The following is a 14,978-nucleotide window of genomic DNA, read 5'->3' on the forward strand; positions in this document are numbered from 1 at the left end:
TAAAAACCTTGTAAATTAATGGACCCAACCATATAACCGGCGTGTAATGTTAAGACTTTGAATTGCTGTTGTCAAAAATAGAAAACAATTTAACAAGGGCAGGAATACCAGCGCCCAGCGTGGCTATATAGGTAATTAGTTTGGAATAAGCTTCTTCCTGGGAGATCAGCAGGAAAACAAGAATGGCTACGATAACCATCATCAGCGGTTTTTTTAACCTGCTCCAGTTGCCATTGTCCTTGATGAGCCTCTTAATTTTCATGGCTTCTGAATTGCCTATAGCCGTTAAAATGAAATTGCGGAAGCCTTTATTGAAAAGCTTTAATGTGCCGTCTGTTCTGATGATGACACCCTTTGCCAATAACATGGTAAGGTTGTAATCATCAAAAGAATTGACGAGGTTGTCTTCAGCAAGATCATAGAGTAAAAACTTTTCTTCCTTGGTTAACGATTGCCAGATATACATATAAAAATAATGCGACATCACCTGCAGTTTAAAAACCATTTCATCTGCTTTTTGGGCTCTTTCATTTTCTGGCAACGAGCGGGCAACAGTCATTGCACATTCTCTCATTTTATTTAAGAAATGCGTATGCGCTGTTTCTTTCAGGATCACTTTATATTCTTCCGTAGCTTCTGCTACCGAGCTTTGCAGTGGAAAAACTACAATGCGGTAATGCCCCAGCAACACATGCCATCTTTCCAAATCCTGGCCCGGTATACCTTTTTCAGCAACAGACTGATCCAGTACCGAATCAAGAAATGCAACGGGGTGAATGGTAGAAAGGATGATTACCTTGCTGGTGTTTTGCAGCATGATTTGTTCCAGCAAATTCAGTTTAATACGGTTGGTTACGGCGTCCTGGATATTGTATTCAAAATGATTTACTATAATGAGCTTGTTTTTCGCATCCGTTAGTTTAGCAGTGAAGAGTTTCCATGCATCATCTTTTTCCCTGTCGTTTCCTATATCAGGAATATTGATCAGGTCTGCTATAACCACATTGTTTTGAGGATCACTTTCTTTATAAACAAAGGGTGTGTTGCCATTGGCTAATGTTCCGTCGGCTATTTTCTCCAGCACCTGCGACAATTTGCCTGAGCCTGGCAGCCCAATAACAAACAACAGGTTATTTACTTTTTCATTGTTCAAAATTGAGTCATCTATTGTTCCCCACAAACTGAGATCGGGAAGATCAAGGCAAAATAATTTTTTCAGCACATTGTAAATAATAAAGTAAAACATCACCAGCAGCAGCAACAGGCAAATCCAAAATAGCCAGCCATTGTAAAATTTTTCGCCGTACAGTTTTGGCAGCCTGTAATTAAGGTTGGCTGCTGTTATTGAAAGACTGCTATCGCCACGATTTGCTGCAAGCGTGGTAACGGTAACGCTGTCATCTTTTCCTGCCCTTTTTAAAAGCGGACTGTAAAAAAAGGAGCTATCGGCCGCACCAGTCATATACATTTTATCTTCCAGCACTGCTTTGTCGCTGATGTCGATTCTGAACATGGATAACAGGGTCGCTGTAAATTTTTCCTCTTTTGTATAGCCTGCTTCCAAAGGCAATTTTCTATACGCAATGTTTTTAATCCATGCGTCGTCATAATAATAACAAACGCCCCCAACATTGTTGTGTTGATTTACTTTTACCAACTGGTCATTTGTAAGTGTGGCAGGCAAACGCTTTGCGTATTGTAACTGGCCGTAACGTGTGCCGATATGCTGCTCAAAATTGTAAGCCGTAACATAAAAAAACAGTATCGGCAAACCGCTGGTAAGCAGCAGCCTTGTTAAAGCCATTAAGGTAAAACTATGCGCATAATTACCAGCGAAAATCCTACGCATAGACCGGCTGTATAAAAAGTATACCGCCGTCCTGCCGCACCGCAGCAAGAGCCAGCCAACGAAAAATATCAATAATTCATAGAGCGTAAATACCATCATATTCTTGCCATCCAGCACCCGGAGAGCGCCAAGATTTAACAACGTGATAAACAGGTAAAGCCAGCGGATGGTAGTTATTTTAAAACGGTAGTTTTCACGTTGCCCTGATTTTTTATACCTGTATGCAAACAATGAATTTAAAAAAAGAGAAGTAAATATCACAGAGAAAAAAAGTATAAAAAAATAGGTTAAAACGGAACTGAAATTGAAAAAAATAACCATCAGGACAAGTACAATGCAATTGGTAAGCGCTGCAACATTGTACTGGTTTACAGAAGATATTTTTGGGCCAACCCAACTGGTATCAAATAATTGCCTTTTGAAAAATGAGCGCTGCGAAGACACAAGGAACACGCTAAAAAGCTGGAACACCAAAAATAAAAACAACAGCAGCATCATTGAAAAAGTAAAACTGTAAATTTCAACATCCCTGGTTTCTTTAAAACTGTTATCACTAAAAATTACAATAAAATAGGGTAGGTTATTTACAGGTTGCACACTAACTGAATAGTCCCTGCTAAAATAACTGCTGGTAAAAGCATCGCTGGTCCTGGCTTCTATGCAGCTGCGCAATTTTTCATTTTCGGATAATTCACTTAGTAAATTTTCATTCAGGTTCCTGGCAGAGTCGGAATGGTATAAAACTTTGCCTGCTTCATCAATCATGGCAAATGTATAGCCAACCGGTGTCACAGGCTGGCGAAGGCTTTGCATGTTAAAAGACATAGCCGCAACCGTTGTGCCAGGCACTGTTGAGGGAATGGAAATGACCGAGGTAAAAGTACCGGTGGTCCAGGAAATAATCTGGTCAAGATAAAACGGCTGAGTAGCCGCGTGCTGGAGATGATAAGGCTTATTTTGGGAAATGTTTTTAAAATAAGCCCGCTGGCTGAAATTCCCATGTGGCGCATTTTTATCGCTGCTAATCCAGTTTATTTTTTCATCACCATTTTTGCCTAACCAATAAACCTGGTTAATACTGCCGGTTTGGGCAATAATGGCCAGCTTTTTCAGCGCTTCATTTTTGTTGCCTGACGCGTCTGCAATAGTTTCTGCATTGCTTAAGTTAACAATGTCCTTTTTGTACCGGGCCGTATCCGACGACACAAGGCTGTCGTACGATGTAATTTTTTCATATACGCTGTCAATTTCATCTTTTAACGCACCGGTAATTTGCGTGGCCAGCACTGCCTTGGAATCAGGGCTGTTATCGGGCTTGAAAAAAAGATTGTATTTAACCAGCATAAAAAATAACAGCGACATCAGCAGCATGGAAACAACAATCGTGGCAATACCATCCGTTACAGTAAGCCTGTCTGTGTTGCCCATCTGGTACAGCTTTATCCAGGGATAGGCAACTATGGTAATGAGTACAACTGTCAGCAGCAGCAATACGCCCTGTGAGGGTAATTGATTTTTTTCCTGCTGGTAATGTTTGTTGGATAACAGACCGGTTACCACCAACTGCCTGTCGGCAGTAAAACTTACCGGCTGAAAAAACAGCTTGTAATCTTTGCCACTTACGTTCAGGCTTTTGACGGCCGAACTGGTGATGCCTCCTTTTTTGCCGGATAAGCTATCATTCAAAAAACCGATACCGGAAGAAAAATTTTCATACACCACCTGCCCGTCGCTGAAAACGATGTATTGATCAAACACATTGGCCGGTAACAGGTTTTTTATGAACTGTTCAAAAGTAAATTTCATCTGCATGCTGTAATGCAGGCTGTCATCTTTTTTATTACCGGATTGCACCGTTGCCAGCAATGTAATTTGGCGGCTGTTGTTGTTTACAATGATGTTGAAATTACTGTCCGGATTATCTTTTGTATACTGACTATCGGGCACAGACAAGGTAAAATTGCTGGAGTTGTATCCTTTGATATATGCAAGCAGTGCAGGTCTTTTAGCAATACTGTCTTTGTATGCTACCAGGAGGTTATGCATCAGCGCAATACTGTTGTCTATCTTGGCATGAATATTTTTATCAATATTCTGCAACGACCTGAAACGTTGTTCCTGTACACCTTTTTCATTTTGCGGCACATACAAATAAAAATAACCAGCGCCCAGAAAAATCAGGAACAACAGGGTGACCAACACATCATTGTAATTTTTTGTAAAAGAGAAATACCGCATGGAGTATAGTTTACAGAGGTATTACAGCAGCATGAAATTTAAAAACCATCATGAGTTGGTACCCATTTAAAAAAACATTGCAGTAAAGAGGAGGGGATTTCGCAGGTTGAATTATCAGCCTTTAAAACTATAGAGATTAATTGGCATTCGCAATAGCCTGTTTGCGTAATTTTTAACCGGTGGAATTAGCTCACCTTCTCAAAAATAACAAAAGGATAATATGGAACGCTTTTTTAAAAGTTCAATTTTACAATTCATGTAAGAATGATGACAGACAATAGCAACCATATAATTACAGCCAAAGACTTCGGCAAAAATTTTAGCTGGGGTGTTGCCATTGCAGCGGCTCAAAACGAAGGTGCCACCAACATTAATGGAAAAGGCAAAACCATTTGGGACACTTTTTCGCGGAGCGGCAGTAATATAAAAGGCGGCGCCAAACTTACCACGGCCTGCGATTTTTATTACCGGTACAAAGATGATCTGTTGCTGGTGAAAGCCCTTGGATTTTCCGTATTCCGCTTTTCCATTTCGTGGGCGAGAATACTGCCGGACGGCACCGGTAAAATCAATAAAGAAGGCATACTTTTTTATCACCGGGTAATTGATGAGTGCATCAAACTCGGACTTACACCCTATATAACCCTTTACCACTGGGATCTTCCGCAGGAGCTTGAAAACAGGGGCGGCTGGACGAATTATTTAATCATCAAATGGTTCAGCCGTTTTGTATCTGTTTGCGCAGAGGCTTATGGCAATAAGGTTAAGCACTGGATCATTTTAAATGAACCGTTTGGATTTACGTCCCTCGGCTATATGCTGGGCAAGCATGCGCCGGGTAAAAAAGGGCTCAGTAATTTTATACCCGCCATTCATCATGCAGCTATGGCGCAGGCAGAAGGAGGAAGAATCATTCGCCGAATGGTGGAGGCTGCCCATATTGGAACTACCTTTTCCTGCTCACAGATCATTCCTTATTCCGACAGAAAAGAAGACCTGGCCGCTGCTAACCGCATTGATATTTTAATGAACCGTTTGTTTATTGAACCTGCACTGGGAAAGGGTTATCCCGTAGATGATTCATTTAAATTTTTAGAAAAATTACAACTGCATAATAAAACCTGGAAGTATACAGAGCGGCTGCATTTTGATTTTGATTTTATCGGGCTGCAATATTATTTTCCGGTAATGGTTAAGCACAATAGTTATGTACCGATAGTACAGGCAACCCAGGTAAAACCAACTTCCAGAAAATTACCGGTTACTGCCATGGGCTGGGAAATTAACGCCGATAGTTTTTACCGCACTATAAAAAAAATATGGTTGTATGGAGGCGTAAAAGAAATCATCATAACAGAAAATGGTGCCGCGTTTAAAGATGAAATTAAACATGGGGTTATTGATGATGCGGAACGGATTGCCTATTTTAAACAACACCTGCAGGCGGTATTAAAAGCAAAAAAAGAAGGTGTCAATATCAGGGGCTATTTTGCCTGGACGCTGATGGATAATTTTGAATGGAGTGAAGGCTACCATCCCCGCTTTGGTTTGGTACATGTGGACCTGAAGACACAATTACGTACTATCAAAAACTCAGGTTACTGGTGGCGGGATTTTTTACAGTAATCATTGAACAAATTCATTTGCTGCGTGCAACAAAGGCCTGAAAAATCTGTTGTGACAAGCATGAATACGGTATTGATAAACGACACAAGCTTTACCCTTAAGGAACTGGAACAGGAGGTGTGGAAACGGTTGGAAAAAGGAGCACTTAGTTATAAAGATGCGCTGCACAATCCTGTTGTGGCCAATGTCAATACAGATGGCGTAAACATGCGCACGGTGGTATTGCGAAAAGTGTGGCCACCTCAAAAACAACTCGCCTTTTATACCGATAAAAGGAGTGGCAAATGGAAAGAACTTGCCCTGCAAAATAACATCAGCTGGTTGTTTTACGATGCCGCAAAATGCATACAAATACGACTCAGCGGGGATGTAACATTGCACCATGATGATGGCATTGCAGCTGAAAGCTGGGATGGCACTACCATGAACAACAGAAAAAATTATTCAGGAAGAGAACGGCCTTCCTCCGTGGTTGAATTCCCTCTAAGTGGTCTGCCTGCTGTATTTGAAACAAATGATCCAACGCCTGAAGAAAGTACTGATGGCAGAAAAAATTTTGGCGTTGTAATCACGAGGGTGCGATGGATGGAATGGTTGTGGCTTAACAGCAGCGGCCACCGCAGGGCCACATTTACTTATCTGGAAGATGGGAGTTTTACTGCAAACTGGCTTATTCCTTAACCGGCATAATATCCGGGTGAGCCACCCTTTTTGGGGTGACCCATCAAGCTACTCTTCCAGGAGCTTGATGCCCGTTTTTTCGAAAGCTATTTTTCTTTCTTTATACAAATTTCCGGTTGTCATTTTAAAGGTCTTCTTGCTCATACCGAAAAAATCATAAATATCTTCCGGCTTGCTTTTGTCATTGTAAGGCAGGTAGCCATCGTTTTCCCTCAACAGGCGCAACAATTTTCCAGCTTCATCTTCTACCCTGTTATAGCCTGGTTTGCCTGCAGCCACATCAATGCGAAAACGATCATCTTTGTCATTGCTTACGGGATATATTTTTTTGATGAACCCTTTAAATTTATCTCCTACACCTATGTTACGGTAAATTTCATTAAAATGCAATACACCTGTGTGCTGGTTGTTGATGATACACACATAACCAATATCAGTACGGCGGTATACAATCAGGTCTACTACTTCAAGCTCCTTTACGGTTAATTCTTCATTGCTTAAATACGGCTCCAGCTTTTCTGTAGCTGCAATGCGTCCGGTTTGTTCGTCCAGGTAAATCTTCACCAGGTATTCACCGTTTACCCGCATCTCGAATATTTGTTTGCTTTTGGGAACGAAAATATCTTTCATCAAACCCATATCTAAAAATGCACCGTGGGGAGTAACTGTCACTGTCCTTAACTTTACAATGTCACCCAATATGCCTTTCGGTTCCTGCGTAGTTGCAATCAACCTGTCTTCACCATCATGGTACAAAAAAACTTTCAATTCATCTCCAATTGCGGTTGCAGTTGGCACAAATCTTTTAGGCAATAAAATACCTTCTGCCCCGTCATCCAGGTACACCCCAAAATCTACCGCCCGTATAACTTTTAATGTATTGTATTTACCTACTTCTACCATGGGAGAGAATTAAAAAATAAAAAGTGAAAATTAAAAACTGGCCCTTTTACCGGAACCACTTTTTAACTTATGTTACCCGCAATGAAATATTCTTAACAATAATCCCTTTGGGAAACGGGGAAATAGTTCTTTAGGCAACAGGTGCAAACAATCCTTCTACAAACTGGTGTTTATCAAAAACCAGCAGATCTGTTGCCTTTTCGCCTACGCCGATAAATTTAACCGGTATCTTAAACTGGTGGGCAATTGCCAGCACTACACCACCCTTCGCCGTGCCGTCTAATTTAGTAATTGTTAAGGCAGTCACATCCGTTGCGGCGGTAAAATGTTTAGCCTGTTCCAGTGCGTTTTGCCCGGTACTTCCATCCAGCACCAGCATCACTTCGTGGGGCGCTTCGGGTATTACTTTTTGAACCACCCTTTTTATCTTGGTCAGCTCATCCATCAGGTAAGCCTTGTTGTGCAAACGGCCTGCCGTATCAATGATGATCACATCCACGTCCTTGGCTACGCCGCTAATCACCGTATCGTAAGCTACTGATGCCGGATCACTACCCATTTCTTTTTTTACAATCGGCACGCCGGTTCGCTCACTCCATATTGTTAACTGGTCTACCGCAGCCGCCCTGAAAGTATCTGCGGCACCCAGCAACACCGATTTACCCGCCTTTGAAAAATTATGCGCCAGCTTACCAATGGTAGTTGTTTTTCCTACACCGTTTACACCTACTACCAAAATCACATGTGGTTTATGGCCTGCAGGTAATTCGTAATTTTCGTAACTGGTATCCGATGGCGAAGCCACCAGTATATCTTCTACTTCCTGTTTAAGGATGGAGTTTAATTCGTTTGTGTTAAGATATTTGTCTTTTGCTACCCGCTTTTCTATGCGATTGATAATTTCTACTGTCGTTTCAATACCTACATCTGCACTTACCAATGCTTCTTCCAGGTTATCCAACACCTCTTCATCCACAGTGCTTTTGCCGGCAATAGCTTTGGTTATTTTGCTGAAAAAACCTTCCCTGGTTTTTTGCAATCCCTGATCCAGCGTTTCCTGCTGTTGCTTTTTACCGAAGAGTTTATCAAAAAGTCCCATACCTGTAATCCCTTTAGGGATATTGATTTGTGATTATTATAAAAATAAAACTACCCGAATCCAATTGGATTTGGGTAAAATTAAGAAAGCTGTTCCGATATTAACCAGAACAGCTTGAATATAGTAAATCCAGGTGCATTTAAACTATTGAGCTAAATATTCCTTGATCTTGTCTTTGTGGACGATTGACTCTTTAAAAGTATAAGCACCGCTTTTAGGGCTACGAACCGCACGAATCACTTTTGTCCAGTTTTTTGCATCTGCTGCGGCCTTGGTATCCTTAATTTTCGCGTTCTTTGAAGCTGCTTTTGCCATGACTATTTAATTTGAAAATTTGAAAATTTAAAAATCTGAAAATGATAAGTACTTTTTGCACAGCCCATTTTCACATTTCGTATTTGCACAAGAAGAAATTTACTTGATTTCTTTGTGTACAGTTACTTTCTTTAAAATCGGGTTGAATTTTTTCAACTCCAAACGCTCAGGCGTATTCTTTTTGTTCTTTTTTGTGATGTAGCGGCTGGTACCTGGTTTGCCACTGGTTTTATGCTCAGTACATTCCAAAATAACCTGAACCCTGTTACCTTTCTTTGCCATTGTTATTTATTTTGTTACCCGTCTCCTTCAAAAGAGAATGGGTGGGTTTAAATTTTTTCGCCTGCTGCTCTTAGTTCTTTAACAACTGAAAACAGACCATTTTTGTTGATCGTTCTGATAGCTTCTGAAGAAACTTTCAGCACCACCCATTTATCTTCTTCAGCTAAAAAGTAACGCTTGGTTTGCAAATTGGGCAAAAACCTGCGCTTGGTTTTTATGTTTGAATGCGATACTTTATTACCTGTGATAGGCTTCTTACCTGTAACCTGACATACTCTAGCCATTGTACTAATTTTTTGGACGGCGAAGGTAAGGAAGAAATTTGATTTTTAGCAGATAAGAATTGATTTTTTTTAAACGTACACTGCAATCAGTGCATTTACCTTCAAAAAATATTTTTTACCTCCGCAAAATCCGGCTGCTATTATACCAAAGTCTCCACATTTGTAAAATAACTGCCAGCAAAATTAACCCAACACCTGCATAAAAGTGCCTGGAAAGCGATTTATTTTCATGAAAAAAAAGAAAGGCCAGAATGATGCCGTACACAGGCTCCAGGTTATAAGTGAGGTTGGCGGTAAAGGGAGATATTTTTTTTAATGCGTTTAGCTGAAGATCGAAACAAAGTACGGTACAAAGCCAGGCCAGTACCAGCAGCCACACCCAGTCTGACGGCGTAGGCAGGTAATAGTCCGCCGGAAAACGGATTAGATACACCGGCACAAACAGGCATAGAAACAGAAACCCGCCTCCCAGTTCGTACAGCGTAAGGGTGGCCGGACTAAACCTTACCAGCAATTTTTTATTAAAAATGGGAAACAGTGAACTGCCAATGGCTGATAAAACGCCGAAAATAATACCGGTTTTAAACTGGGGATAAAAATCGAAGATGATATAAATACCTGCGATGGCAAGCAGGCCAAGCAATACCTCCCGGGGGTTAATGCTTCTTTTAAAAATAAGGGGTTCAAAAAAAGAAGTGAAAAAGCCAGAGCCCGAAAAACAGACAAGGGCCACGGAAACATTGGCATATTTAATACTGCCATAAAATGTTACCCAATGCAGGGCCACTATTAAGCCGACGCCGCCTATTTTAAGGGCGTCTTTAAACGCAATGCGTTGCAGCTGTTTTCTCAAAAATAAGATCACGCCCAATGTGAGCACCGTCAGCAGCATGCGGTACCAAACGAGCAAGCCTTCATTTAAACCAATCAGTTTGCCCAATATGCCGGTAAACCCGGCTAAAAAAACGGCTGCATGCAACTGGAACAAGGCTTTTTTCATCGGCGACAAAGATAGGATTTGGATTGTAGGAACAGTAGTGGCTTGTTTTTACCTGTATAATGGGGAAAGAACCAAAAAGGTATGCCGTAAAAGAGGGCGATGCAACGATGTTCATCAGCGTATCCCCGGCACGGACCAAAATAATTTACCCCGGGCCGGCCGTAATTATATTGGGCAGATAATGGAATTATTTACCTTCGCACGCAAATGACGGAAAAAATTTTAATACTAGATTTTGGTTCTCAATACACCCAGTTAATTGCAAGAGCCGTAAGGGAAGCCAGTGTTTATTGCGAAATCACCCCTTTCAATAAACCAATTGTGTTTGGTCCCGAATTGAAAGGGGTGATTTTATCAGGCTCGCCTTTTTCGGTAAACGAAGAAAATGCGCCGGTAGTAAATATCGCTGCCATCGCATCAAGGGTACCTGTATTGGGCGTATGCTACGGAGCACAGCTTACGGCCAAACTATTTGGAGGAAAAGTGGAAAAGAGCGACAAAAGAGAATACGGCCGGGCCAAACTGGAAAAAGTAAAAGATAATATTTTATTGCAAAACGTATCGCCGCACAGCCAGGTTTGGATGAGCCATAGTGATACGGTAAAAGAATTACCGGACGGTTTTGATATACTGGGTACAACAGAAAGTATTCCGGTGGCTGCGTTTGTTCGTACCACTGAAGGGTTTCCCTTGTACGGGCTCCAGTTTCACCCCGAAGTGTACCATAGTACCGAGGGTAAAATCATTTTGAAGAATTTCCTGGTAGATATTTGTGGCTGTTCCCAGGACTGGACACCGGCACATTTTATCAGCGATACCGTGGCCGCATTAAAAGAAAAGATTGGCGATAAAAGGGTAATCATGGCGATGAGTGGCGGTGTTGACAGTACGGTAGCCGCCACCCTCATTCACAAAGCCATCGGCACCAACTTATTTGGCATTTTTGTAGACAATGGCGTACTGCGTAAAAACGAATTTGAAGACGTACTCAAAATGTATGAGCAACTGGGCCTGAATGTAAAAGGCGTGGATGCAAAAGAACATTTTTATACCAAGCTGGCCGGCAAAACCGACCCGGAAGAGAAAAGAAAAATCATCGGCGGCGGCTTTATTGAAATATTTGACAAAGAAGCCAAACGCATTGAAAATATTGATTTTTTAGGCCAGGGTACCATCTACCCGGATGTAATTGAATCTGCCTCCGTGCATGGTCCCTCGGTAACTATTAAGAGTCACCACAATGTAGGCGGGTTGCCTGCCACCATGAAGCTTTCGCTGGTAGAACCTTTAAGAGCTTTGTTTAAGGATGAAGTAAGGAAAGTGGGAGTAGAACTGGGTTTACCACATGATATGTTGTTTCGCCATCCTTTTCCCGGACCGGGTTTGGGCATCCGGATATTGGGCGATATTACCGAGGAAAAGGTACGGTTATTGCAAGATGCAGATGCGATCTATACCAATGGATTGAAAAAAGCAAACCTTTATGCGAGTGTATGGCAGGCCGGTACCATTTTACTACCCGTAAAAAGTGTTGGGGTAATGGGCGATGAAAGAACTTATGAATTTACGATTGCTTTAAGGGCAGTAACTTCTGTAGATGGGATGACGGCCGACTGGGCGCATTTACCGTATGAATTTTTAGCCGATATTTCTAACGAGATTATCAATAACGTAAAGGGAATTAACCGGGTGGTATATGATATCAGCAGTAAGCCACCGGCTACGATTGAGTGGGAATAAAATTTGGATGCCTGATTTTTTTAATTCGGGATAGGCAGCGGATTAGCTATAGAATTAGGATCGTTAGTTTGCAGACTTTAGAAATCAGAACGAATAAAAATACTTTTTCATCCAGCGTTGTAAAACAACAAGTAACAACCCTAAAGAAATCAGACATATAATATTATGAAAGAAGAAAAGGTAAAAAAAACGTGGACAACACTTGTTGTTTTGTCTGTTGTTTTCAGCTGTTTTATTTTACCTGCAACCGCACAAAATACAGTGCAGCCCGTTACCAGAATTTACCGCGTTGGCATTTTTGCCCCGCTTTACCTGGATACGATTTTCACCAATACCGGTACCATCCGCTTTACAGACGCCATCCCCAAATTTATTACGCCCGGGCTTGAATTTGTGCATGGTGCACAGATTGCACTGGACTCAATGAAGCTGCCGAATGAGAATGTAGAAGCCTTTATTTACGATACCAAATCGTACACTAAAACAATTCCCCGCTTAATTTCAGATAAAAAATTAGATACGCTGGACATCATCATTGGCTCGGTAAAAGATGTGGATTTCAGGCAACTGGCAGATTTTGCGTTGAGCAAAAACATTCCTTTTATTTCGGCCACCTATCCAAACGATGGCGGCGTTACTGCCAACCCTTCTTTAGTGATTGTAAACTCTACACTAAAAGCACATTGTGAAGCTATATTCAGTTACCTGGTACAAAGCCATGGTACGGACAGAATATTTTTATGCCGTCAGAAAGGACCGCAGGAAGATAAAGTAGCGGCTTATTTCAAAATGATCAATGCGCAGGATGGCAAGCCCCTGCTGGATATTCAGACCCTGAATTTTGACAGCATCGTTTCACCTGGTTTATTAAAAAACAGGCTGGACAGTAACCGCCAAACAGTCATCATCGGCGGCTCACTGGATGAAACTTTCGCCACCAAATTAACCATGGCCTGTTACGAACTGCACGAATCTTACCCCATCACGTTGCTGGGCATGCCCAACTGGGACAGCTTTAAAGCCCTGATGAATAAAGATGCCCTGGTAGATTTCCCGGTGTTTTTTACCAGTCCTTATTTTAATACCAAATGGGATGACTACAGCAAAATGGTAAATAACGTGTATGCAAAAAAATACAAAGCCCGGGCTACCGACATGGTTTTTAAAGGCTTTGAGTGCACCTGGCTTTTTACCAAATTGCTCACCAAATTTCCGGGCAATGTTATCAGCCATTTAAACGACAAATCTTTTAAGTTGATCACGGATTATAATTTCCGCCCGGTGATGTTGAAAAAAGATTCACCTGTTACTGACTACTACGAAAACAAGCACCTGTATTTTGTACGTATCATGAACGGCACCATTTCCAAAGCCTGGTAACAGGCATCAATAAATAAATTAGTAAAAGCCTGTATTAACAGGCTTTTTGCATATCCGGCCATCGTCAGCCAAACATATATCCGCTTTGTTTGTAATTAGTATTGAATGTATTTGTATATGTGATGGCGCATAAAAAAGGGAATCTTCCTGCTAAAATTTGTGTTGTTTGCAAACTCCCTTTTACCTGGCGAAAAAAGTGGCAGAAAAATTGGGATGAGGTAAAGTATTGCAGTGAAAGGTGCAGAAGTAACAAGGCATCTAAGTAAAACAGGTCGTTGTTATAAGAAAGAAATATTGCCCGGGCGAGCAAGCAATGTGGAACCATATTGGCGACGCTCCGTTCAGCAAAATACCCTTGTGGATCTTCAGCCTCCGGATTGAAGTAAACAAGATAAATGGTTGCATTCTTGAATTGGAATGAAGAGCCAAAAAGCAGCAAACGCTGCATTTCATTATCAATTATCCATTAAAAAAATTATCCATTAAAAAAATGCCGTTAATCGAATTCTCCGACAAAGGCCTTTACTGCAGACAGGGCAATTTTTACATTGATCCCTGGAAGCCTGTGGATAAGGCCATCATCACCCATGCGCACAGCGACCATGCTCGTTGGGGAAGCAAGTATTATCTGTGCCACCATCTTACCAAACCATTGCTGCAGCTGCGATTGGGAGATAACTTGTATGAATCGGTAGATTGGAATGAACCGGTTTTTATGAACGGCGTGAAAGTCTCACTGCATCCTGCAGGACATATCATTGGCTCAGCACAAATACGTGTTGAATATGAAGGTGAAGTATGGGTTGCAAGTGGCGATTACAAGACAGAAGATGACGGCATCAGCGGTGCCTTTGAGCCGGTACAATGCAACACGTTTATAACGGAATCAACCTTTGGCTTGCCCATTTACAAATGGAAAAAGCAACCGGATATTTTTGAAGATATTAAAAACTGGGTAGCACAGAATAAAGAAAATAAAAAAACCAGTGTACTGATTGCCTATAGCCTTGGTAAGGCACAAAGAGTACTAATGCCGCTCTCCGAAATGGGCTTGCCGGTGTACGTGCACGGCGCCGTTTGGAACGTACACCAGGCTCTGGTAAACAGCGGTTGGAAATTACCTGAAGTAAAACGGGTTCAACCCGACACGCCCAAAGAAGACCTGGTTGGTAATATTGTAATAGCGCCACCCAGCGCAGATGGTACGCCCTGGATGAAAAATTTTTATCCCTACAGCGTAGGCACTTGCAGCGGCTGGATGCAGGTAAGGGGCAATGCAAGAAGACGCAATACCGACGCAGGTTTTGCCCTGAGCGATCATGCTGATTGGGATGGGTTGTTACAGGCAGTAAAAGCAACCGGCGCACAAAAAGTATATGCCACACATGGCTTTCAATCTGCCTTCAGCAGGTTTTTAAATGAACAGGGCATAGAAGCCGGCGAAGTAAAAACAGAGTATGGTGGTGAGGAGGAAGAGAGTAAAACGGTCGGGGAGAATGAGGAATTAATAATTAAAAATTAATAATTAATAATAACCGGCTGCCAGCGTAAACATTAACAAATTACCCCCTTTTAGGGAAT

At 41.7% G+C, this 14,978-nt stretch carries 13 protein-coding genes; 6 read left to right on the forward strand and 7 right to left on the reverse strand.

The window, feature by feature from the left end; genetic code table 11:
* Positions 1 to 49 precede the first annotated feature (49 nt).
* Positions 50 to 4,087 carry a cache domain-containing protein gene (locus QWZ08_RS20460; RefSeq protein ID WP_290339409.1) on the reverse strand — a complete coding sequence of 1,346 codons (4,038 nt, stop codon included), beginning with the start codon at positions 4,085 to 4,087 and terminating at the stop codon, positions 50 to 52.
* 264 nt (positions 4,088 to 4,351) lie between these two features.
* Between QWZ08_RS20460 and QWZ08_RS20465 the strand changes: the two genes are divergently transcribed.
* Both QWZ08_RS20465 and QWZ08_RS20470 read left to right on the forward strand, forming a co-directional pair.
* Positions 4,352 to 5,713, forward strand: coding sequence for a GH1 family beta-glucosidase (locus QWZ08_RS20465; protein WP_290339410.1), 1,362 nt, complete (start codon positions 4,352 to 4,354; stop codon positions 5,711 to 5,713).
* A 60-nt stretch (positions 5,714 to 5,773) separates the two neighbouring features.
* On the forward strand, positions 5,774 to 6,394 hold the full coding sequence (locus tag QWZ08_RS20470) for a PNPOx family protein (protein WP_290339411.1): 621 nt from the start codon (positions 5,774 to 5,776) through the stop codon (positions 6,392 to 6,394).
* Positions 6,395 to 6,442: 48 nt separating this feature from the next.
* Here the strand turns inward: QWZ08_RS20470 and QWZ08_RS20475 are convergent, their stop codons facing one another.
* From QWZ08_RS20475 to QWZ08_RS20500, 6 genes are all read right to left on the reverse strand, one after another.
* The gene (locus tag QWZ08_RS20475; protein ID WP_290339412.1) at positions 6,443 to 7,297 is read right to left on the reverse strand and encodes a CvfB family protein; all 855 of its coding nucleotides are present in this window, start codon (positions 7,295 to 7,297) and stop codon (positions 6,443 to 6,445) included.
* A gap of 130 nt (positions 7,298 to 7,427) precedes the next feature.
* Entirely contained in the window at positions 7,428 to 8,396 is a 969-nt protein-coding gene (ftsY, locus tag QWZ08_RS20480) for a signal recognition particle-docking protein FtsY (protein WP_290339413.1), read from the reverse strand.
* A gap of 144 nt (positions 8,397 to 8,540) precedes the next feature.
* Complete coding sequence (locus QWZ08_RS20485; RefSeq protein WP_290339414.1) at positions 8,541 to 8,711, reverse strand: DUF4295 domain-containing protein; 171 nt, start codon at positions 8,709 to 8,711, stop codon at positions 8,541 to 8,543.
* A 99-nt stretch (positions 8,712 to 8,810) separates the two neighbouring features.
* A complete protein-coding gene (gene rpmG, locus QWZ08_RS20490; RefSeq protein ID WP_290339415.1) occupies positions 8,811 to 8,993 on the reverse strand; it encodes a 50S ribosomal protein L33 in 183 nt (60 codons plus the stop codon).
* Positions 8,994 to 9,040: 47 nt separating this feature from the next.
* Positions 9,041 to 9,277 carry a 50S ribosomal protein L28 gene (gene rpmB, locus QWZ08_RS20495; protein WP_290339416.1) on the reverse strand — a complete coding sequence of 79 codons (237 nt, stop codon included), beginning with the start codon at positions 9,275 to 9,277 and terminating at the stop codon, positions 9,041 to 9,043.
* 115 nt (positions 9,278 to 9,392) lie between these two features.
* Complete coding sequence (locus tag QWZ08_RS20500; RefSeq protein ID WP_290339417.1) at positions 9,393 to 10,277, reverse strand: DMT family transporter; 885 nt, start codon at positions 10,275 to 10,277, stop codon at positions 9,393 to 9,395.
* Between the two features lie 207 nt (positions 10,278 to 10,484).
* Here QWZ08_RS20500 and guaA point away from each other — a divergent pair, with 207 nt between their 5' ends.
* The 4 genes from guaA to QWZ08_RS20515 all read left to right on the forward strand — a co-directional run bounded on the left by guaA (position 10,485) and on the right by QWZ08_RS20515 (position 14,919).
* Positions 10,485 to 12,017: a glutamine-hydrolyzing GMP synthase gene (guaA, locus tag QWZ08_RS20505; RefSeq protein ID WP_290339418.1), complete on the forward strand. Its 1,533-nt coding sequence runs from the start codon at positions 10,485 to 10,487 to the stop codon at positions 12,015 to 12,017.
* Between the two features lie 165 nt (positions 12,018 to 12,182).
* Positions 12,183 to 13,397: an ABC transporter substrate-binding protein gene (locus QWZ08_RS20510; RefSeq protein ID WP_290339419.1), complete on the forward strand. Its 1,215-nt coding sequence runs from the start codon at positions 12,183 to 12,185 to the stop codon at positions 13,395 to 13,397.
* A gap of 122 nt (positions 13,398 to 13,519) precedes the next feature.
* Complete coding sequence (locus QWZ08_RS28250) at positions 13,520 to 13,663, forward strand: DUF2256 domain-containing protein (RefSeq protein ID WP_353960499.1); 144 nt, start codon at positions 13,520 to 13,522, stop codon at positions 13,661 to 13,663.
* Between the two features lie 224 nt (positions 13,664 to 13,887).
* On the forward strand, positions 13,888 to 14,919 hold the full coding sequence (locus tag QWZ08_RS20515) for a ligase-associated DNA damage response exonuclease (protein WP_290339420.1): 1,032 nt from the start codon (positions 13,888 to 13,890) through the stop codon (positions 14,917 to 14,919).
* Positions 14,920 to 14,978: the final 59 nt, after the last annotated feature.

It is taken from the genome of Ferruginibacter paludis, assembly GCF_030409685.1.
GTDB classification, from domain to species: domain Bacteria; phylum Bacteroidota; class Bacteroidia; order Chitinophagales; family Chitinophagaceae; genus Ferruginibacter; species Ferruginibacter paludis.

Coding starts and splice junctions, on each gene's coding strand:
- ftsY (WP_290339413.1), bottom strand. CDS start 8,396: ATGGGACTTTTTGATAAACTCTTCGGTAAAAAGCAACAGCAGGAAACG.
- QWZ08_RS20500 (WP_290339417.1), bottom strand. CDS start 10,277: ATGAAAAAAGCCTTGTTCCAGTTGCATGCAGCCGTTTTTTTAGCCGGG.
- QWZ08_RS20460 (WP_290339409.1), bottom strand. CDS start 4,087: ATGCGGTATTTCTCTTTTACAAAAAATTACAATGATGTGTTGGTCACC.
- QWZ08_RS20470 (WP_290339411.1), top strand. CDS start 5,774: ATGAATACGGTATTGATAAACGACACAAGCTTTACCCTTAAGGAACTG.
- rpmG (WP_290339415.1), bottom strand. CDS start 8,993: ATGGCAAAGAAAGGTAACAGGGTTCAGGTTATTTTGGAATGTACTGAG.
- QWZ08_RS28250 (WP_353960499.1), top strand. CDS start 13,520: ATGGCGCATAAAAAAGGGAATCTTCCTGCTAAAATTTGTGTTGTTTGC.
- QWZ08_RS20515 (WP_290339420.1), top strand. CDS start 13,888: ATGCCGTTAATCGAATTCTCCGACAAAGGCCTTTACTGCAGACAGGGC.
- rpmB (WP_290339416.1), bottom strand. CDS start 9,277: ATGGCTAGAGTATGTCAGGTTACAGGTAAGAAGCCTATCACAGGTAAT.
- QWZ08_RS20465 (WP_290339410.1), top strand. CDS start 4,352: ATGATGACAGACAATAGCAACCATATAATTACAGCCAAAGACTTCGGC.
- QWZ08_RS20475 (WP_290339412.1), bottom strand. CDS start 7,297: ATGGTAGAAGTAGGTAAATACAATACATTAAAAGTTATACGGGCGGTA.
- guaA (WP_290339418.1), top strand. CDS start 10,485: ATGACGGAAAAAATTTTAATACTAGATTTTGGTTCTCAATACACCCAG.
- QWZ08_RS20485 (WP_290339414.1), bottom strand. CDS start 8,711: ATGGCAAAAGCAGCTTCAAAGAACGCGAAAATTAAGGATACCAAGGCC.
- QWZ08_RS20510 (WP_290339419.1), top strand. CDS start 12,183: ATGAAAGAAGAAAAGGTAAAAAAAACGTGGACAACACTTGTTGTTTTG.